The organism is Streptomyces sp. NEAU-sy36, assembly GCF_013423905.1.
GTDB lineage: Bacteria > Actinomycetota > Actinomycetes > Streptomycetales > Streptomycetaceae > Streptomyces > Streptomyces misionensis.
The window spans coordinates 5,200,579-5,218,850 of sequence record NZ_CP058977.1; the positions used below are offsets into that span (position 1 = coordinate 5,200,579).

General features: G+C 72.4%; 17 protein-coding genes. 6 read left to right on the forward strand and 11 right to left on the reverse strand.

The genetic code is table 11. From position 1 onward, the window contains the following. Window positions 1-73: 73 nt before the first annotated feature. The 3 genes from HZZ00_RS22955 (at window position 74) to HZZ00_RS22965 (ending at window position 3,861) form a co-directional block, all read left to right on the forward strand. Complete coding sequence (locus HZZ00_RS22955; RefSeq protein WP_180328217.1) at window positions 74-1,099, forward strand: MsnO8 family LLM class oxidoreductase; 1,026 nt, start codon at window positions 74-76, stop codon at window positions 1,097-1,099. A gap of 39 nt (window positions 1,100-1,138) precedes the next feature. After that, window positions 1,139-1,336 carry an antitoxin gene (locus tag HZZ00_RS22960; RefSeq protein WP_180328218.1) on the forward strand — a complete coding sequence of 66 codons (198 nt, stop codon included), beginning with the start codon at window positions 1,139-1,141 and terminating at the stop codon, window positions 1,334-1,336. 191 nt (window positions 1,337-1,527) lie between these two features. Further along, the gene (locus tag HZZ00_RS22965) at window positions 1,528-3,861 is read left to right on the forward strand and encodes an excinuclease ABC subunit UvrA (RefSeq protein ID WP_180328219.1); all 2,334 of its coding nucleotides are present in this window, start codon (window positions 1,528-1,530) and stop codon (window positions 3,859-3,861) included. 138 nt (window positions 3,862-3,999) lie between these two features. Here HZZ00_RS22965 and HZZ00_RS22970 read toward each other — a convergent pair whose 3' ends face one another. The 5 genes from HZZ00_RS22970 to HZZ00_RS22990 all read right to left on the reverse strand — a co-directional run bounded on the left by HZZ00_RS22970 (window position 4,000) and on the right by HZZ00_RS22990 (window position 9,203). Continuing rightward, the gene (locus tag HZZ00_RS22970; protein ID WP_180328220.1) at window positions 4,000-4,899 is read right to left on the reverse strand and encodes a 1-acyl-sn-glycerol-3-phosphate acyltransferase; all 900 of its coding nucleotides are present in this window, start codon (window positions 4,897-4,899) and stop codon (window positions 4,000-4,002) included. Then, window positions 4,899-5,669: a GNAT family N-acetyltransferase gene (locus tag HZZ00_RS22975; RefSeq protein ID WP_180328221.1), complete on the reverse strand. Its 771-nt coding sequence runs from the start codon at window positions 5,667-5,669 to the stop codon at window positions 4,899-4,901. The genes HZZ00_RS22970 and HZZ00_RS22975 overlap by 1 nt, the downstream gene beginning before the upstream one ends. Before the next feature lie 167 nt (window positions 5,670-5,836). After that, window positions 5,837-6,682 carry an alpha/beta fold hydrolase gene (locus HZZ00_RS22980; protein ID WP_180328222.1) on the reverse strand — a complete coding sequence of 282 codons (846 nt, stop codon included), beginning with the start codon at window positions 6,680-6,682 and terminating at the stop codon, window positions 5,837-5,839. Beyond that, complete coding sequence (locus HZZ00_RS22985) at window positions 6,682-7,614, reverse strand: VOC family protein (RefSeq protein WP_180328223.1); 933 nt, start codon at window positions 7,612-7,614, stop codon at window positions 6,682-6,684. Before HZZ00_RS22985 ends, HZZ00_RS22980 begins: the two co-directional genes overlap by 1 nt. A 41-nt stretch (window positions 7,615-7,655) precedes the next feature. Beyond that, a complete protein-coding gene (locus HZZ00_RS22990; RefSeq protein ID WP_180328224.1) occupies window positions 7,656-9,203 on the reverse strand; it encodes a bifunctional 3-(3-hydroxy-phenyl)propionate/3-hydroxycinnamic acid hydroxylase in 1,548 nt (515 codons plus the stop codon). A gap of 193 nt (window positions 9,204-9,396) precedes the next feature. On the opposite strand from HZZ00_RS22990, the gene HZZ00_RS22995 reads away from it, so the two are divergent. Continuing rightward, window positions 9,397-10,047 (forward strand): TetR/AcrR family transcriptional regulator, encoded by a 651-nt coding sequence (locus HZZ00_RS22995; RefSeq protein ID WP_257585124.1) that lies wholly within the window; start codon window positions 9,397-9,399, stop codon window positions 10,045-10,047. Between the two features lie 16 nt (window positions 10,048-10,063). On the opposite strand, the gene dmpG is transcribed toward HZZ00_RS22995, so the two are convergent. Genes dmpG through HZZ00_RS23010 form a run of 3 tightly spaced genes read right to left on the reverse strand, consistent with a single transcriptional unit; the run spans window position 10,064 to window position 12,851 of the window. Then, window positions 10,064-11,089 carry a 4-hydroxy-2-oxovalerate aldolase gene (dmpG, locus tag HZZ00_RS23000; RefSeq protein WP_180328226.1) on the reverse strand — a complete coding sequence of 342 codons (1,026 nt, stop codon included), beginning with the start codon at window positions 11,087-11,089 and terminating at the stop codon, window positions 10,064-10,066. Next, window positions 11,089-12,033, reverse strand: a complete 945-nt coding sequence (locus HZZ00_RS23005; RefSeq protein WP_180328227.1) for an acetaldehyde dehydrogenase (acetylating) — start codon at window positions 12,031-12,033, stop codon at window positions 11,089-11,091. Before HZZ00_RS23005 ends, dmpG begins: the two co-directional genes overlap by 1 nt. After that, window positions 12,030-12,851, reverse strand: coding sequence for a 2-keto-4-pentenoate hydratase (locus HZZ00_RS23010; protein WP_257585127.1), 822 nt, complete (start codon window positions 12,849-12,851; stop codon window positions 12,030-12,032). Before HZZ00_RS23010 ends, HZZ00_RS23005 begins: the two co-directional genes overlap by 4 nt. Before the next feature lie 70 nt (window positions 12,852-12,921). Here HZZ00_RS23010 and HZZ00_RS23015 point away from each other — a divergent pair, with 70 nt between their 5' ends. After that, the gene (locus HZZ00_RS23015) at window positions 12,922-13,683 is read left to right on the forward strand and encodes an IclR family transcriptional regulator (protein WP_180328229.1); all 762 of its coding nucleotides are present in this window, start codon (window positions 12,922-12,924) and stop codon (window positions 13,681-13,683) included. Between the two features lie 131 nt (window positions 13,684-13,814). On the opposite strand, the gene HZZ00_RS23020 is transcribed toward HZZ00_RS23015, so the two are convergent. The 3 genes from HZZ00_RS23020 to HZZ00_RS23030 are packed head-to-tail and all read right to left on the reverse strand — an operon-like array spanning window position 13,815 to window position 17,183. Beyond that, window positions 13,815-14,564 (reverse strand): succinate dehydrogenase/fumarate reductase iron-sulfur subunit, encoded by a 750-nt coding sequence (locus tag HZZ00_RS23020; protein ID WP_180328230.1) that lies wholly within the window; start codon window positions 14,562-14,564, stop codon window positions 13,815-13,817. Then, window positions 14,561-16,510, reverse strand: a complete 1,950-nt coding sequence (locus HZZ00_RS23025; RefSeq protein WP_180328231.1) for a fumarate reductase/succinate dehydrogenase flavoprotein subunit — start codon at window positions 16,508-16,510, stop codon at window positions 14,561-14,563. The genes HZZ00_RS23020 and HZZ00_RS23025 overlap by 4 nt, the downstream gene beginning before the upstream one ends. Before the next feature lies 1 nt (window position 16,511). Beyond that, window positions 16,512-17,183, reverse strand: a complete 672-nt coding sequence (locus HZZ00_RS23030) for a succinate dehydrogenase (protein ID WP_070022598.1) — start codon at window positions 17,181-17,183, stop codon at window positions 16,512-16,514. A 120-nt stretch (window positions 17,184-17,303) separates the two neighbouring features. On the opposite strand from HZZ00_RS23030, the gene HZZ00_RS23035 reads away from it, so the two are divergent. Then, window positions 17,304-18,188: a LysR family transcriptional regulator gene (locus HZZ00_RS23035; protein WP_180328232.1), complete on the forward strand. Its 885-nt coding sequence runs from the start codon at window positions 17,304-17,306 to the stop codon at window positions 18,186-18,188. Window positions 18,189-18,272: the final 84 nt, after the last annotated feature.

The following is an 18,272-nucleotide window of genomic DNA, read 5'->3' on the forward strand; positions in this document are numbered from 1 at the left end:
CCAGCGACGGCGGCGCGCGGGCCGGGAACCGGCCGACCGGGAATCCGCGGACCGTCAGGACGTTGAACCGTTCGTGAGCAGTTCAGTGATCGCCCGTACCCGGTTCTCCGTCCTCGACCGTTCCCGCACCCGCCGGGGCCGGCCGCCCGCCGAGGCGCTGCGGGACACCGTGGCGCTGGCGCGGGAGGCGGAGGCACTCGGCTACCACCGGTTCTGGGTCTCCGAGCACCACGGGGTGCCCGGTGTCGCCGGCTCCGCGCCCACCGTGCTGGCCGCCGCCGTGGCCGCAGCCACCGCGACCATCCGGGTCGGCACCGGCGGGGTGATGCTGCCCAACCACCGGCCGCTGGTGGTCGCCGAGCAGTTCGGGGTGCTGGAGTCGCTGTTCCCCGGCCGGATCGACATGGGCCTGGGGCGCTCGGTGGGCTTCACGGACGGTGTGCGCCGGGCGCTCGGCCGGGACAAGGGCGACGCGGAGGACTTCGCGGGCCAGCTCGCCGAGCTGCTCGACTGGTTCACCGGGTCCTCGCCGACCGGGGTGCACGCCCGTCCCGCGGAGGGCCTGACGGTGCCGCCCTTCGTGCTGGCCGTCGGCGAGGGCGCGGCGATCGCGGCCGCCGCGGGGCTGCCCCTGGTCATCGGGGACCTGCGCGACCGGACGAAGCTGCTGCGCGGCGTCGAGCGGTACCGCGCCGCGTTCCGCCCCTCGCGCTGGGCGGCCGAGCCGTACGTGGTGATCTCCGGGACGGTCGCGGTCGCCGGCACCCGGGAGGCGGCACGGCGGCTGCTGCTCCCGGAGGCCTGGTCGATGGCGTACGCCCGCACCCACGGCACCTTCCCGCCGCTCGCCCCGGCCGCGGAGATCGAGTCCCGGGTGATGACCGCGCGGGAGCGGGAGGTGTACGAGTCCCAGCTGGCCGGGCAGCTCGCGGGCACCGCGGACGAGGTGGCCCACGAGCTGGAGACGGTGGTGAAGGAGACCGGCGCCGCGGAGGTCCTGGTCACCACCAGCGGCCACGATCGTGCGGCGCTGCTGGACTCCTACCGGCGGCTGGCCGCGCTGTTCGCCCCGAGATGCGAGGCGGGCCCGGTCCGGTGACCCTGAGAGGGCAAGTCCCAAGCGACGAGGAGGACTGCCATGTCCTTCATGGACAAGATCAAGAGCATGCTCAAGGGCCATGAGGGCATGGCCGACAAGGGCATCGACAAGGGCGGCGACTACGTCGACCAGCGCACCGGGAACAAGTACCAGAAGCAGGTCGACACCGCCCAGGACAGGGCGCGGGACGAGTTCGGCACCCGGCCGCAGGATCCGGGCAACCCTCCGCAGACCTAGGGCCTCCCGTCTGGATCATGCCGGGCTCGCGGGGTCTGGCACGCACATCTGCGGCGTTGTCGTCGGTCGCCAACGCTCCGCGTTGACTCCCTCCTCCGCCTTGCATCTGCACGCACCAGACCCCGCTCCCTGATCCGGCCTGATCCAAACGCAAGACCCTAGCGGACGGGGGCGGATAGGGTGTGTTTTCCATGCACCAAAGCCCCCATGATCCCTACGTCCGCGTCCGCGGCGCCCGCGAGCACAACCTCAAGGGCGTCGACGTGGACGTCCCGCGCGACGTACTGGCCGTGTTCACCGGTGTGTCCGGCTCGGGGAAGTCGTCCCTGGCGTTCGGCACGATCTACGCCGAGGCCCAGCGCCGCTACTTCGAGTCGGTCGCACCCTACGCGCGCCGGCTGATCCACCAGGTCGGAGCGCCCAAGGTCGGTGAGATCACCGGGCTGCCGCCCGCGGTCTCGCTCCAGCAGCGGCGCGCGGCGCCCACCTCGCGTTCCTCGGTGGGCACGGTCACCAATCTCTCCAACTCCCTGCGCATGCTGTTCTCGCGCGCGGGGGAGTACCCGCCGGGCGCCGAGCGGCTGGACTCCGACGCGTTCTCGCCGAACACGGCGGCCGGCGCCTGTCCGCGCTGCCACGGTCTGGGCCAGGTGCACGACACCAGCGAGGAGCTGCTGGTGCCCGATCCGTCGCTGTCGGTGCGCGAGGGCGCCATCGCGGCCTGGCCGGGCGCCTGGCAGGGCAAGAACCTGCGGGACATCCTGGACGCGCTCGGCCACGACGTGGACCGCCCCTGGCGCGAGCTGCCCGCCGAGCAGCGGCGGTGGATCCTGTTCACCGACGAGCAGCCGGTCGTCACGGTGCATCCGGTGCGGGACGCGGACCGCATCCAACGTCCGTACCAGGGCACGTACATGAGCGCCCGCCGGTATGTGCTCAAGACGTTCTCCGACACCAAGTCGCCGACCCTGCGCAAGAAGGCGGAGCGCTTCCTGGTGAGCGCGCCCTGCCCGGACTGCGGGGGCAGCCGGCTGCGGCCCGAGGCGCTCGCGGTGACCTTCGGCGGGCGCACCATCGCCGAGCTGGCGTCGCTGCCGCTGACCGACCTGGCCGGACTGCTCGACGGCGGTTCGGAGACGGCCCGGGTGCTCACCGGCGATCTGAAGTCCCGGATCGCCCCGGTGGTGGAACTCGGCCTCGGCTACCTCAGCCTGGATCGTGCCACCCCGACCCTCTCGGCGGGCGAGCTGCAACGGCTGCGGCTGGCCACGCAGTTGCGTTCCGGGCTGTTCGGCGTGGTCTACGTGCTGGACGAGCCGTCCGCGGGGCTGCACCCGGCGGACACCGAGGCGCTGCTGACCGTGCTGGAGCGGCTGAAGGCGGCGGGCAACTCGGTGTTCGTGGTGGAGCACCATCTGGAGGTGGTGCGCGGCGCCGACTGGCTGGTGGACGTCGGCCCGGGCGCGGGCGAGCACGGCGGGCGCGTGCTGTACAGCGGACCGCCGGCCGAGCTGGCGTCGGTCGAGGAGTCGGCGACGGCCGCGTTCCTCTTCGACGAGGCGCCCGGCCCGGCGCGTGAAGTCCGCGAGCCGCGCGGCTGGTGGAAGGTCGGCCCGGTCAGCCGGCACAACCTGCGCGAGGTGACGGCCGAGTTCCCGCTGGGCGCGTTCACCGCCGTCACCGGGGTCTCCGGCTCCGGGAAGTCCACGCTGATCGGCGAGCTGACGGGGGAACCGGAGGGCGTGGACCGGCTGGTGCGGGTCGACCAGAAGCCGATCGGCCGCACCCCGCGCTCCAATCTCGCCACGTACACCGGTCTGTTCGACGTCGTGCGGAAGGTGTTCGCGGCGACCGACTCGGCGCGCGAACACGGGTACGGCGTCGGGCGGTTCTCCTTCAATGTCGCCGGGGGACGGTGCGAGACCTGTCAGGGCGAGGGGTTCGTCAGCGTGGAGCTGCTGTTCCTGCCGAGCACGTACGCGCCCTGCCCGGACTGCGGCGGCGCCCGCTACAACCCCGAGACGCTGCGGGTGGCGTACCGGGGGCGGAACATCGCCGAGGTGCTGGACCTCACGGTGGAGGCGGCGGCGGAGTTCTTCGCGGACGTCCCGGCCGCCGCGCGCAGCCTGGGCACGCTGCTCGACGTGGGCCTCGGCTACCTCCGGCTCGGCCAGCCCGCGACCGAGCTGTCCGGTGGCGAGGCCCAACGGATCAAGCTGGCCGGCGAGTTGCAGCGCGGACGGCGCGGGCACACCCTCTATCTGCTGGACGAGCCGACCACCGGACTGCACCCGGCCGACGTCGAGGTGCTGATGGACCGGCTGCACGGACTGGTGGACGCCGGGCACACGGTCGTCGTGGTCGAGCACGACATGACGGTGGTCGCGGGCGCCGACTGGGTGATCGACCTGGGGCCGGGCGGCGGCGACCAGGGCGGCCGGATCGTCGCCGCGGGCCCGCCGCAGCGGGTGGCCCGTGCGCGGGACAGCGCGACGGCGCCGTACCTGGCGCGGGTCCTGCCGTAGTCCGCGACCGCCGCCCGGCCGCGCCGCCGCGACGACGGCGCCGCGCCCGGATCGTCGCGTCCCGCGCGGGCAAGGCGACGGCACCGCATCCGGCCCGGCCCGCGCCCAAAAGCGGTACCGGACGCGACCGGGCGTCGGTCATCCCGCCCGGGTCATCCCCCGCCGGTCGCCCGCCCGGCCGGCCGTGAGGGGGTGTGCGAGGGTGCGGTGGCCGGCGACCAGGGCGGCGTGGGTCCACAGCGGGGCCGGGGCGATCGGCTGGGCCGCCGTGGCCAGGGCGCGGCGGTCGGCGTGGGTGCCGGGCGCGATCGCGGGGTGCACCTCGACCTCGGCCACCAGTCCCCTGGTCCGGGCCACCCGCCACAGGGAGGCGAGCAGGGTGTCCTCGCCGACGAAGGCGGCCGGGGTGCCGGTGCCGCCGTCCGCGAGCCGGTAGCGCAGGCCGACCGGCTGCACGGGGACGCCCGCGTCCAACGCGGCCTGGAACACGGCCCGGTGGAAGCGGCCGTGGGCGCGTCCGCACCAGGTGCTCCCCTCCGGGAAGGCGGCCACGGCCGAGCCCGTGCGCAGGGCGTCGGCGATCACGGAGACCGTGGCGGGCAGGGCGCGCAGCCGGTCCCGTTCGATGAACAGGGTGCCGGCCCGCGCGGCCAGCGGGCCCGCCACCGGCCACCGTCGGATCTCGGTCTTGCCGAGCATCCTGGCCGGTCGTACGGCGGTGAGCAGCGGGATGTCCAGCCAGGAGACGTGGTTGGCGACGAGCAGCAGCCCGCCGCCCGGCGCGGCGGCGCCGGTGATCCGCGTCCGCACCCCGATGGCCCGTACGACGGCCCGGCACCACCGTCTGACCCACTCGTCGGGGATCCGCGCCCGCGAGCGGGACGCCCCCCGGCCGAGCGGGGCCAGGACGATCGCGGTGAGCACCAGGGCCGCGACGGCGGCCAGCCGCAGCACGGCGCGGGGTACGGCCACGGCGGCGGGCGCCGGTTCCACGCAGGCGGCGGGGGTGCAGGGCGCGCTGGGCAGCCAGCCGCTCATCAGGACGGCACGAGGGAGAGGAAGTGCCGCAGATAGCGCGGGTTGACCCGGCGCATCGGCAGCAGCACGTACAGGTCGGCGACCCCGAAGTCCGGGTCGTGGGCGGGTTCCCCGCACACCCAGGCGCCGAGGCGCAGATAGCCGCGCAGCAGGGCGGGGAGTTCGCCGCGCGCGGCGGGCGCCCCGGCCTTCGGCGTCCAGGGCAGCAGCGGCCGTACCCGGTACTCCTCGGGCGCGAGGTGTCCCGCGCGCACCCGGTCCCAGGCGGCGCCGGCGAGGGTGCCGCCGTCGGTGAGCGGGATCGAGCAGCAGCCGGCCAGCCACTCGTGGCCCCGGTCGGTCATGTAGCGGGCGATGCCGGCCCAGATCAGGCCGATGACCGCGCCGTCGCGGTGGTCGGGGTGCACGCAGGAGCGGCCGACCTCGACCAGTCCGGGCCGTATCGCGTCGAGCGCGCCGAGCTCGAACTCGCCCTCGGAGTACAGCCGTCCGGCGATCGCGGCGCGCTCGGGCGGCAGCAGCCGGTAGGTGCCGACGACCTGTCCGGTGCCGGTGTCGCGGACCAGCAGGTGGTCGCAGTGGGCGTCGAAGGCGTCGATGTCGAGGCCCGGCTCGGGGCTGGTGAGGAGGGCGCCCAGCTCCCCGGCGAAGACGTCGTGCCGCAGCCGTTGCGCGGCCCGCACGTCGTCCTCGTCGCGGGCGAGGGCGACGGTGTAGCGGGCGGGGACCGCGGGCTGCGGCGGACGGTCGAGGGTGGAAACGCCGGTCATGGCACTCTCCTGGTCACGGGGCCTATTCGGCGACGGCGACGGGCCGTGGCGTACGGCCCGCCGCTCCTGTTCTTCCGACGCCGGCTGGCCGGCGCGTGACAGGTGACCGGAGAGAGGATGTGCGGTTGCTGAACGGTGGGGGTGTCACAACCCCCGTTGACCGCGGGTCAGTTGTTCGCGACGAAGTCTACGACCAACCGGTTGAACTCGTCGGCGTGCTCGATCATGGCCCAGTGGCCGCAGTGGTTGAGCACGACCAGCCGGCTGTTCGGGATGTTCGCCAGCAGGAACAGCGAGTTCTCGTAGGAGACGACGCGGTCGTCCCGGCCGTGGATGAGCAGGGTCGGCACCTGGATGGCCGGCAGCAGCTCGGGCTTGACCCACTTCGGCAGCGGCGCGCCCTTCGGCAGGCCGTCCACGTAGTTGCGCAGGTGCTCGGGCCGGGCGAGCGCGGCGTCGGAGCGGGCCTTGCACAGCTCGGGGGTGGCGAAGCGGGCCTTGTCGTAGACCATGATCTCGACGAGGCGGCGCATGTTCTCGGGGCTCGCGTCCCGGTAGGCCTCGATCAGCACCTTGAGTCCCTCGGAGGGGCCGTCGCCGGCGCCGAAGAGGGTGGGCATCCGGCCTACCGGCGGGCCCATGGTCACCAGGTGCGAGATGCGGTCGGGGTGCTCGGTGGCGAGCCGCAGCGAGGTCTGGCCGCCCATCGAGTTGCCGACGAACGCGGCCTTGTCGATGCCGAGCGCGTCCAGGAACTGGATCGCCGCCGTGACGTGGTCGAGCTGGTCGACGGTGGCCGCCGACGACTCGCCCCACCCGGGCATGTCGACGGCGTACACGTGGAAGTGCTCGGCCAGCGCCTCGATGTTGCCGGCGAAGTTGCTCCAGCCGGTCGCGCCCGGCCCGCTGCCGTGCAGCAGCACGAGGGGGTGGCCGGAGCCGGCCTCGTAGTAGCGCAGCGTCCAGTCGGGGGTCTCGACGGTGCGGGCGATGGCGTTCGGGTCCAGGGTCATCAGTGGGCCTCTCCGTGCGGTGCGGGTGCGGCGGCGAGCAGGTCGGCGACGACACCCGGCGGGCGGTGGCCCCAGCTGTGCAGCTTGTCGAGCGTCCTCACCTCCCAGGTCTCGTCATCGATGATCAGCCCGCCCCAGCCGTACTCGACGCTGAAGCCCGAGGGGGTGAAGACGTAGAAGCTGAACATCTGGTCGTTGGGGTGCATGCCGAGGGTCATCTCGAACGGCTGCTTGGCGTCCATGCACCGGTCGTAGGCGAGGCCGACGTCGCGGATGTCGTCGACCTCGACCATGAAGTGGTGGGTCTTCTTCGGCGAGGGCATGTCGCCGAAGGCCACGGTGTGGTGGCGGCCGTTGCAGTGCAGGAAGATCAGGTCGGCGACGACGCCCGGGGCCAGTTCCTCGACGATGATGTCGCTGATCTTGAAGCCGAGCAGGTCGATGTAGAAGCCGAGGTAGGTCTCTCGGGAGACGCCATGGGCGAGCAGGACCTGGTGTCCGGCGCCGCCGGCGCCGGTGACGAAGCCGCCGAGCAGCTTCGCGGACTCGAACGGGGTGGCGGCGTCGGCGAGACCGGTGACCAGTTCGACGCGGTTGCCCATCGGATCGGTGGTGACGAAGATCCGCTCGACCTTGCGGGCGGCGGCCAGGGCCTCGCCGCCCTCGGCGACCTCGGTCCCGGCGGCGCGCAGCCGGGCGACGAGCGCGTCGAGCGCGGCCGCGTCCGAGACCTCGTAGCCGGTGGCCACGAGGTCGTCGGCGGGCCCCTCGGTGACGACCCAGCGGTGGGCCTTCTCGTCGGTGCGCAGCGTGAATCCGTCGTCGGTCTTCTCGCCGTACTGCATGCCGAGCAGTTCGACGCCGAAGTGCTCCCAGTCGGTGAGGCTGCCGACCTCGTAGACGACGTATCCGAGTTCCTTGACTCCGGACATGTCCGTTCTCCTTCTTTCGGGCTCTCGGGCTCTCGGGCCCGTCAGAGCGTGGGGACGGCGAGGCCGCTGACGTCGGCCGCGGCCACGAACCGGTCGGGGCGCACGGCCACGGCGCGGGCGCCGTAGCGGCGCAGCCACGGCAGCAGCGCCTCGTCGAGGTCGACCAGTTCCGCAGATCCCTGCGTGTACGTCGTCTTGGGCCGGACGGCGAGGTAGCGGGCGCCGAGCGCGTCCCAGCCGGCCTTCTCCTCGGGCGTCAGCAGGGTCGCGGGGTCGATGTCGTCGCCGAGCAGGACGAAGCCGTCGCCGAGCAGGTCGTCGAGCCGGGCCATCCGGCCGGCGGTGTCGCCCATGATGGGCTGCGGCATCATCCGGCCGACGACGGAGGCGTCGCCCAGCGGGCCCCGCAGCCAGCCGCCCTCCAGCACCGGCGGGGCGATCAGCGGCGGCTCGTAGGGGGTGACCGTGTTCTCGGGCACCGCGTTCATCGCCGCCTGCTCCTCCTCGGAGGCCTCCCGCTTGATGACCCGTCCGAGGCCGACCGCGAGCGCGGTGTAGAAGGCGGCGTTCGGGCGCCGCTCGGCCTCGTAGGTGTCCAGCCAGGTCTCCGGCAGCTCGCCCTTGACGACGCGGGCGAGTTTCCAGCCCAGGTTGTGGGCGTCGCGCATCCCGGTCTGCATCCCGGCCCCGGCCCACGGCGGCATCAGGTGGGCCGCGTCGCCGGCCAGGAACACCCGGCCCTTGCGCCAGGTGTCGGCCATGCGCACGTGGTGCCGGTAGAAGGCGTGCTGGTGGATCTCGACGTCGTCCTCGGTCACCCCGAGCGCCTTGAGCAGCGGCCACACCTCGGCGCTGGTCGGGTAGTCCTCGGGGGTCTCGTCGGGCTTGAGGGGGATCTCCCAGCGGTGGTTGCCCGCGGACAGGGCGATGTCGACGACCGGGCGCTCGGCGTCGGACCAGAAGGTCAAAAAGTCGCGGTCGGGCCACCAGCGCTTGACCCGGCAGTCGATGACCACCCAGGTGACGTGGCTGGTGTCGCCGTCGAGCCGGCAGCCGATGCGGCCGCGGGTGGCGCTGGAACCGCCGTCGGCGCCGATCGCGTACCGGGTGCGCACGGTGCGCGTCTCACCGGTCCCGGTGTCCGTGGTGGTGAGGGTGACCCCGTCGGCGTCCTGGTCGATGCCGGTGACCTCGGCGCCGTAGCGGACGGTGACGAGGTCGCCCGCCTCCTCGGCCGCCGCGCGCAGCTCGGCCTCCATGGTGGGCTGGTAGATGTTGTAGAAGCGCGGCGTGCGCCCGAGCGTGGACGGCGGGTGCTCGATCCGCATGATCTCGTCGCCGCCGTAGGTCATCCAGCGCAGGGCCCGCTGCGGATCGATCTTCTTCTCGATGCGCTCGTCGACGCCGAGGTCCTGGAAGATCCGCATCGTCCAGTCGTTGACGGTGACGGCACGGGCACGGGGATAGAGGTCCTTGTCCCGTTCCAGGGCGATGGCACTGACGCCGTGGCGGGCGAGGGTGAGGGCGGCGATCACACCGGTCGGGCCGTACCCGACGATCGCGACATCCGCGTCGTGGCTCTGGGGCATGCGCAGACTCCGTTGTCCTGTCCGCACGTCCCGCGTGCGGAAGTTTTGGACCGATCGGTCGGTCCATTTGTCGGGAGATTAACAACCTGTGACGGCGATATGTCAAGGGTTGTCAGGTGATCAACTCATAGATGCAGAAGGCCTGATCACGGCGCGGATCATGGTCCGCGCGGCGCGGCCTACACTTCGGCGGGTGGAAACGCCCGCGCCGAAAGCGCACACCAGCAACCGCCGGGGCCGGCGATCACGGCAGGAGATCCTGGACGCGGCCGCACGGGTCATGTCCGTGCGCGGGTACGCCGGCACGTCGATGTCGACGCTCGTCAAGGAGACGGGCCTGCCGAAGAGCGCCTTCTACCACCACTTCGAGTCCAAGGCAGGACTGCTGTCGGCGGTGATGGCACAGGGCGCGCAGGGCTTCTTCGACGCCATGCGCGACGCGCACCGCGATCCGCCGCGGGGCGGCACACCGCGCGAGCGGATGCGCTGGTACCTGCTGCGGACCGGCGAGGTCATCGAGAACCGCGAGGAGTTCCTGCGGCTCCTGCTGGTCCTGGTGATGAGCCACGAGGCCGCCGAGGCGCCGGAGGCGCTGCGGACCGTGCGGACCGTCCGCGACGAGGGCCGCACCTACATGCGGCACATGATCCGTTCCGCCTTCGCGGGCGAGGGCGAGGCGGCCGCCGACGCGGTCGGTGACGCCCTGGCCCCCTTCGGCATGGCGGGCTTCGACGGCGCCTTCGTCTCCTTCCAGTCGGCGGACGGCATTCCGATCGCGCGGTTCATGACGGAACTCGCCGACGGCCTGGTCTCGCTCGGCGAGGCCCTCCTGCCCCCGCGCTGAGCCGCCGCGGCTCCACTCAGGCCGCCTGCGCCGCGCGTTCGGCGACCAGCGTGAGCGCCACGTCGACGATCATGTCCTCCTGGCCGCCCACGAGACGGCGCCGGCCGCACTCCACGAGGATGTCGCGCACATCGAGGCCGTAGCGCCCGGCGGCGGCCTCCGCGTGCCGCAGGAACGACGAGTAGACACCCGCGTAGCCCAGGGTGAGCGTCTCGCGGTCGACGCGCACCGGGCGGTCCTGGAGCGGCCGGACGATGTCGTCGGCGGCGTCCTGGAGCCGGAACAGATCGCAACCGTGCTCGAAGTCCGAGATGTTCGCGACCGCGATGAACGCCTCCAGCGGGCAGTTGCCCGCGCCCGCGCCGTGCCCGGCGAGCGACGCGTCGACGCGGCGCACCCCGTTCTCCACGGCGACGACCGAGTTGGCGACCGCCAGCGAGAGGTTCTCGTGGGCGTGGATCCCGATCTCGGTGCCGGCGTCCAGCACGTCGCGGTAGGCCCGGACCCGGGCGGTCACGTCGTTCATGGTGAGCCGGCCGCCGGAGTCGGTGACGTAGACGCAATGCGCACCGTAGGACTCCATCAGCTTGGCCTGCCGGGCCAGTTCCTCCGGCGGGGCCATGTGGGACAGCATCAGGAAGCCGGACACGTCCATGCCCAGTTCCCGCGCGGCGGCGATGTGCTGGGCCGAGATGTCGGCCTCGGTGCAGTGCGTGGCGACGCGGACCGAGCGGACGCCCAGTTCGTGGGCGCGCCGCAGCTCGTGGATGGTGCCGACGCCGGGCAGCAGCAGGGTGGTGAGGCGGGCGCGCTCCAGCACGGAGGCCGCCGCCTCGATCCACTCCCAGTCCGTGTGGGAGCCGGGGCCGTAGTTGACCGAGCCGCCCGCGAGGCCGTCGCCGTGCGCGACCTCGATGGCGTCGACGCCGGCCCGGTCGAGCGCGGCGACGATGCGTTTGACGTCCTCGGGGGTGATCCGGTGCCGTACGGCGTGCATGCCGTCGCGCAGGGTCACGTCCTGGACGAAGACCGGGGTGCCCATCAGCGGCCCGCCTTCCGTGCTGCGATGCGCTCCGCGACCCGGAGGCCGGCGGAGGTCATGATGTCGAGGTTGCCGGCGTAGGCCGGGAGGTAGTGCGCGGCGCCCTCGACCTCGAGGAAGACCGACACCTGGTGGGTGGGCAGGGTGCCGCCGTCGGCCAGGAGCGTGCCCACCGGCTGGTCGGCGGGCAGCTCGGCGATCTGCACCTGCTGCTTCAGCCGGTAGCCCGGGACGTACGCGGCGACGTCCGCGACCATCTTCTCCACCGACCGGCGGATCTCGTCCTGGGTCGCCGCATCCGGCGCCGTCACCAGGCAGAAGACCGTGTCCCGCATCATCAGCGGCGGCTCGGCGGGGTTCAGGACGATGATCGCCTTGCCGCGGCGGGCACCGCCGACCCGCTCGATGGCGGCCGAGGTGGTCTCGGTGAACTCGTCGATGTTGGCCCGGGTGCCCGGACCGGCGGACCTCGACGCGATGGAGGCGACGATCTCGGCGTACGCCACCGGCACCACACGGCCGACCGCGGCGACGACCGGGATGGTGGCCTGGCCGCCGCAGGTGACCATGTTGACGTCGGGCGCGTCCAGGTGCTCTTCGAGGTTAACGGCGGGGACGACGTAGGGGCCGATGGCGGCCGGCGTCAGGTCGATCAGCCGCTTGCCGAGGGGCAGCAGCTTGGCGGCGTTCGCCTCGTGGGCCTTGGCGGAGGTGGCGTCGAAGACGATCTCGATCTCGTCGAAGCCCGGCAGCGCGATCAGCCCGTCGACGCCCTCGTGGGTGACCGGCACGCCGAGCCGGGCGGCACGGGCCAGTCCGTCCGAGGCCGGGTCGATGCCCGCCAGCGCCCCCATCTCAAGGTGCCGCGCCCCGCGCAGCACCTTGATCATCAGGTCGGTGCCGATGTTGCCCGAGCCGATGACCGCGACCTTCGTCCTGCTCATGCTGCTCCCTCGCCGAAGCGGACCGTCACGGCGCCGAGGCCGGACAGGGTGGCGGTGACGGTGTCACCGGCGGCGACCGGGCGCATCGGGCCGAGGGCGCCGGAGAGGACGACCTGGCCGGCCCGCAGCGGCTCGCCGAGTTCGCGGGCGGTGCGGGCGAGCCAGACGACCGCCTCGACCGGGTCGCCGAGGCAGTCCGCGCCGGACCCGGTGGAGACCTCCTCGCCGTTGACGGTCATCGTCATGGCGACGGCCACCGGGTCGAACTGGTCGAGTCCGAGGCGCTGTTCGCCGAGCACGTACGCCCCCGCGGAGGCGTTGTCGGCGACGGTGTCGCCGAAGCCGATGTCCCACCCGGCGATCCGGCTGCCGCAGATCTCCAGCGCGGGCACGCCGTACGCGATGGCCGTGGCGACCTGCTCGCGGGTGAGCGGGCCGTCGGCCAGGTCGGCGCCCAGCACGAAAGCGATCTCCGCCTCGGCCCTCGGCTGGAGGACCTCGTCGAACGGGATGGTGTCGCCGTCGGCGTACGCCATGTCGTCGAACAGGAACCCGAAGTCGGGCCGGTCGACGCCGAGCTGCCGCTGCACGGCCTCGGAGGTGAGACCGATCTTGCGGCCGACGACCGTCGCCCCGGCGGCGAGCCGCCGCTCGGTGAGCCGGTCCTGCACGGCGTACGCGGCGGCCAGGTCGTCCCGGCCGATCAGGTCGCGCACCGGCGCGCACGGCACGCCGGAGGCGAGGGCCTCGGCGATGCGCTCGGCCGCGGCCGCGATGTCGGAGGGGCTCGCGGGGGCGAGCCGATTGCTTTCGTTCACGTCTTCACTGTGCGGTCGGGCGAAGCCCCCGAACCAGCACTTCGTCTCGCTCAGCGATACGCTGGCGGACATGACCGAGACGGCCGACCTGAACACCGTGCTGGGCAAGGCGGTGACGATCCTGCGCGCCTTCCGGGCCGACGACCAGGCCGTTGGCCTCGCGGAACTGGTGCAGCGCACCGGCCTGCACAAGGCGACGGTGCACCGGCTCTCCGGTGAGCTGGTCGCCAACCGGCTGCTGGAGCGGACCGACGGCGGGTACCGGCTCAGCGGCGGCCTCTTCGAACTCGGCATGCTCGCGTCGCTTGAGCGCAGCCTCCTGGAGGTGGCGATGCCCTTCCTCCAGGACCTCTACGAGCGCACCCACGAGACCGTGCACCTCGGACTGCGCGAGGGCCATGACGTCGTGTACGTCGCCAAGATCGGCGGACACCGCCAGGCCAGGGTGCCCTCGCGCACCGGCGGGCGGATGCCGCTGCACTGCACCGCGATCGGCAAGGCGCTGCTCGCGCACGCGGACGCGGACCTGCGGCGCGCGGTGCTCACCGGGCCGCTGGAGCGCCGTACCCCGCACACCGTGGTGGCGCCGGGCATCCTGCGCCGTCAGTTGCAGCGGGTGACGGAGACGGGGGTGGCGTTCGAGCGGGAGGAGTCCGCCGTGGGGCTGGTGTGCGTGGCCGCGCCCGTCCTCGGCCGCCGGGACGAGCCGCTGGCCGCGATCAGCGTGGCCGGGCCGGGCAGCCGGTTCCGCCCCGAGGCCCAGGCGACGGCGGTGCGCGCGGCGGCCGCGGCGCTGGGCAGCACCCTGATCCGGCGCGACTTCCTGCGCTGAAGCCCCGCCGGGCATGCCGTGCGGGGCGCCGCGGCCATGCGAGACGGGGCCGGGGAGCACCGTCCCGGCCCCGCCCGTCCGCACGAAGCGCGAACGTCTGTGAGGTACTGCCGACCGCTTCCGCGGCGTGGCTAGCGCTTCCCGGCCTTGCGGGTCGCCCGCAGCCACTCCTTGTTCATGCTGGTGATGGACATCAGCGGGATGCCCTTGGGGCAGGCGGTCGCGCACTCCCCCGTCAGCGTGCAGCCGCCGAAGCCCTCCGCGTCCATCTGCGCCACCATGTCGAGCACCCGCGTCTCCCGCTCGGGCGCACCCTGCGGCAGCACGTTGAGGTGGTTGATCTTCGCGGAGGTGAACAGCATCGCCGCGCCATTGGGGCAGGCGGCCACACACGCCCCGCAGCCGATGCACTCGGCGTGCTCGAAGGCGAAGTCGGCGTCCGCCTTGGGCACCGGTGTGGCGTGGGCCTCCGGCGCGGAACCGGTGGGCGCGGTGATGTAGCCGCCGGCCTGGATGATCCGGTCGAAGGCGGAGCGGTCCACCACGAGGTCCTTGATCACCGGGAACGCGGCGGCCCGCCACGGCTCGATGTCGATGGTGTCGCCGTCCTTGAAGGACCGCATGTGCAGCTGGCAGGTGGTGGTCCGCTCGGGGCCGTGGGCGTCGCCGTTGATCACGAGGGAGCAGGCGCCGCAGATGCCCTCGCGGCAGTCGTGGTCGAAGGCGACCGGGTCCTCGCCGGAGAGGATGAGCTGTTCGTTGAGGACGTCCAGCATCTCCAGGAAGGACATGTCGGGCGAGATGCCGTCCACCTCGTAGGTGGACATGGTGCCGTCGGCGTCGGCGTTCTTCTGCCGCCAGACGCGCAGGGTGAGCTTCATGCGTAGCTCCGCTGAGTGGGGTGGACGTACTCGAAGACCAGGTCTTCCTTGTGCAGGACGGGAGCGGAGCCCGTACCGGCGAACTCCCAGGCGGCCGCGTACGCGAACTCCTCGTCCTTGCGGGCGGCTTCGCCGTCCGGGGTCTGGGACTCCTCGCGGAAGTGGCCGCCGCAGGACTCGGCGCGGTGCAGCGCGTCGAGGCACATCAGCTCGGCGAGTTCGAGGTAGTCGACGATGCGGTTGGCCTTCTCCAGCGACTGGTTGAACTCCTCACCGGTGCCGGGGACCTTGATCCGCCGCCAGAACTCCTCGCGGATCTGCGGGATCCGCTCCAGGGCCTTGCGCAGCCCCTCCTCGGTGCGGGCCATGCCGCAGAACTCCCACATGAGTTCGCCGAGTTCGCGGTGGAAGGAGTCGGGGGTGCGGTCGCCGTCGACGGCGAGCAGCAGGTTCAGCCGGTCCTCGGTCTCCGCCAGCACCTCCTGCACCGCCGGGTGTTCGGTGGTGACCGGGTCCTGATGGGGATTGCGCGCCAGGTAGTCGTTGATGGTGGCCGGCAGCACGAAGTAGCCGTCGGCCAGGCCCTGCATCAGCGCGGAGGCACCGAGCCGGTTGGCGCCGTGGTCGGAGAAGTTGGCCTCGCCGACCGCGAACAGGCCCGGGATGGTGGTCTGGAGGTCGTAGTCGACCCAGAGTCCCCCCATCGTGTAGTGCACGGCCGGGTAGATCCGCATCGGCACCTCGTACGGATCCTCGTCGGTGATCCGCTGGTACATGTCGAAGAGATTGCCGTACTTGGCCTCCACGGCCTTGCGGCCCATGCGCTGGATCGCGTCGGCGAAGTCCAGGTAGACGCCCTGGCCGCCGGGGCCCACGCCCCTGCCCTCGTCGCAGACGTTCTTCGCGGCGCGGGAGGCGATGTCACGCGGTACCAGGTTGCCGAAGGAGGGGTAGATGCGCTCCAGGTAGTAGTCGCGCTCCTCCTCGGGGATCTGGTTCGGCGGGCGGTTGTCGCCCTTGGCCTTGGGCACCCAGATCCGGCCGTCGTTGCGCAGCGACTCGCTCATCAGGGTGAGCTTGGACTGGTGGTCGCCGGTGCGCGGGATGCACGTCGGGTGGATCTGCGTGAAGCAGGGGTTGGCGAAGTAGGCACCGCGCCGGTGCGCCCGCCAGATCGCGGTCGCGTTGGAGTTCATGGCGTTGGTCGACAGGTAGAAGACGTTGCCGTAGCCGCCGGAGGCGAGGACGACCGCGTCCGCGAAGTAGGTGTCGATCCGGCCCGTGATCAGGTCCCGGGCCACGATGCCGCGGGCCCGTCCGTCCACGACGATCAGGTCCAGCATCTCGGTGCGCGGGTGCAGCTCCACGTTTCCCGCGGCGATCTGCCTGGACAGCGCCTGGTAGGCGCCGAGCAGCAGTTGCTGGCCCGTCTGGCCGCGGGCGTAGAAGGTGCGGGAGACCTGGACGCCGCCGAAGGAGCGGGTGTCGAGCAGGCCGCCGTACTCGCGGGCGAAGGGCACGCCCTGCGCCACGCACTGGTCGATGATCTCGACGGAGATCTGCGCGAGGCGGGCGACGTTGGACTCGCGGGCGCGGAAGTCGCCGCCCTTGACGGTGTCGTAGAACAGCCGGTGGATCGAGTCGCCGTCGTTGCGGTAGTTCTTCGCCGCGTTGATGCCGCCCTGCGCCGCGATGGAGTGGGCGCGGCGCGGAGAGTCCTGGTAGCAGAACTGGACGACGTGGTAGCCCTGTTCGGCCAGGGTGGCGCCGGCGGACCCGCCGGCGAGGCCGGTGCCGACCACGATGACGGTGTGCTTGCGCCGGTTGGCGGGGTTGACCAGCTTGGCCTGGAAGCGGCGGGTGTCCCAGCGCTCGTGGATCGGGCCGTCCGGGGCCTTGGTGTCGGCGATCGGTTCGCCGGTCCGGTAGTTCACGTAGTCGGTCATGTCAGCTCACCACTCCGGTCATCACGCCCACGGGCACGGCGATGAAGCCGACCGTGAGCAGCAGCGCGAGAACGTTGGCGACGGTCTTCAGGGCGCGGTCGCGGGCGCGGCTGCCGACGCCGAGGGTCTGCGCGGCGCTCCAGAAGCCGTGCCGGACGTGCAGGCCGAGCGCGAGCATCGCGACGATGTAGATCACGTTGCCGTACCAGGTGGAGAAGGTGTCCACGACGTTCTGGTACGGGTGGCCCGGCTGGAAGCCGCCGGAGTGCACGGTGCCGGTGGTCAGGTCGAGGATGTGCCACACGATGAACAGGCCGAGGATGATCCCGCCCCAGCGCATGGTGCGGGTGGCGTAGCTCGCCCGGGGCCTCGGGTGCACGTACTTGCTGGGCCGCGCCTTGATGTCGCGGCGGCTGAGCTGGTACGCGGAGGTGGCGTGGGCGACCACGGCGACGACGAGGACGACCCGGATGATCCAGAGCGTCCACTCGTAGTGCATGAAGGGTTCGCCGATGGTGCGCAGCCAGTGGGCGTAGTGGTTGAACTCGCCCGCCCCGAAGTAGATCTTCAGGTTTCCGATCATGTGCACCACCAGGTAGAGCAGCATGATCAGACCGCTGACGGCCATCACCGTCTTCTTGCCGACGGAGGAGTCCCACATCGTGCGCGCCATGGACGGCCGTCGGTCCGTCCGCGTTGCCAGAGCCATGGGACAGCACGCTAGGGCCGAAGGTCCCGATCGGTCCAAGACATGGTGCAGCTTGTTTCCATAGGACGGGGCTATCGTTGCAGTATGCAGCTCCAGCAGCTCCAGTATTTCGTGGCCGTCGCCGAGGCCCGGCACTTCACCCGGGCCGCCGAGCTGGTGCACGTGGCCCAGCCGTCGCTCTCCCAGCAGATCAAGGCCCTGGAGCGGGAACTGGGGGCGGATCTGTTCCTGCGCGCACGGGGCAACATCACGCTCACCGACGCGGGTGAGGCGCTGCTGCCGCTGGCCCGGCGGATCCTCGCGGACGCGGACACCGCCCGGCAGGAGGTGCAGGAACTGGTGCAGCTGCGGCGCGGGCGGGTGCGGCTCGGGGCGACACCGAGCCTGTGCACGGGCCTGCTCCCGGATGTGCTGCGCGCCTTCCACGACCGCTACCCGGGCATCCGGCTGCTGATCGAGGAGGGCGGCTCGCACGACCTGGTGCGCGAGCTGGCCCGGGGCGCGCTCGACCTGGCGCTGATCGTGCTGCCGCTGCCGCCGTCCTCGCCCGCGCTGACCACCCTGGAGTTGCTGCGCGAGGACCTGGTGGTGGTCTCCTCGCCGGAGGCGCCGGCGCCCGGACACGGCGGGCGGGTGGTGCGCATCGCCGATCTGGCGAGCGAGCGCCTGGTGATGTTCCGGCACGGCTACGACCTGCGGGAGCTGACCGTGGCGGCCTGCCGCGCCGAGGGCTTCGAGCCGGACTTCGCGGTGGAGGGCGGCGAGATGGACGCGGTGCTGGGGTTCGTCCGGGCGGGGCTCGGAGTGGCGGTCGTACCGCGGATGGTCGCGACCCGGGCCGGCCTGAGCCTGCGGGTCACCCCGCTGGCCCGCCCCGGCCTGCACCGGACCATCGCCCTGGCCCACCGCACGGACGTCGCCCCGCCGCGGGCGGCGAGGGAGCTTCAGCGGATGCTCAGGCAACGGTGAGGGCGCTCGGGCCCCGCGCCGGTGGGACCAGCCCGGTGCGAGCCACCGCCGCGCGAGCCGGCCCGGAACTCCTTGCCCGGCGCC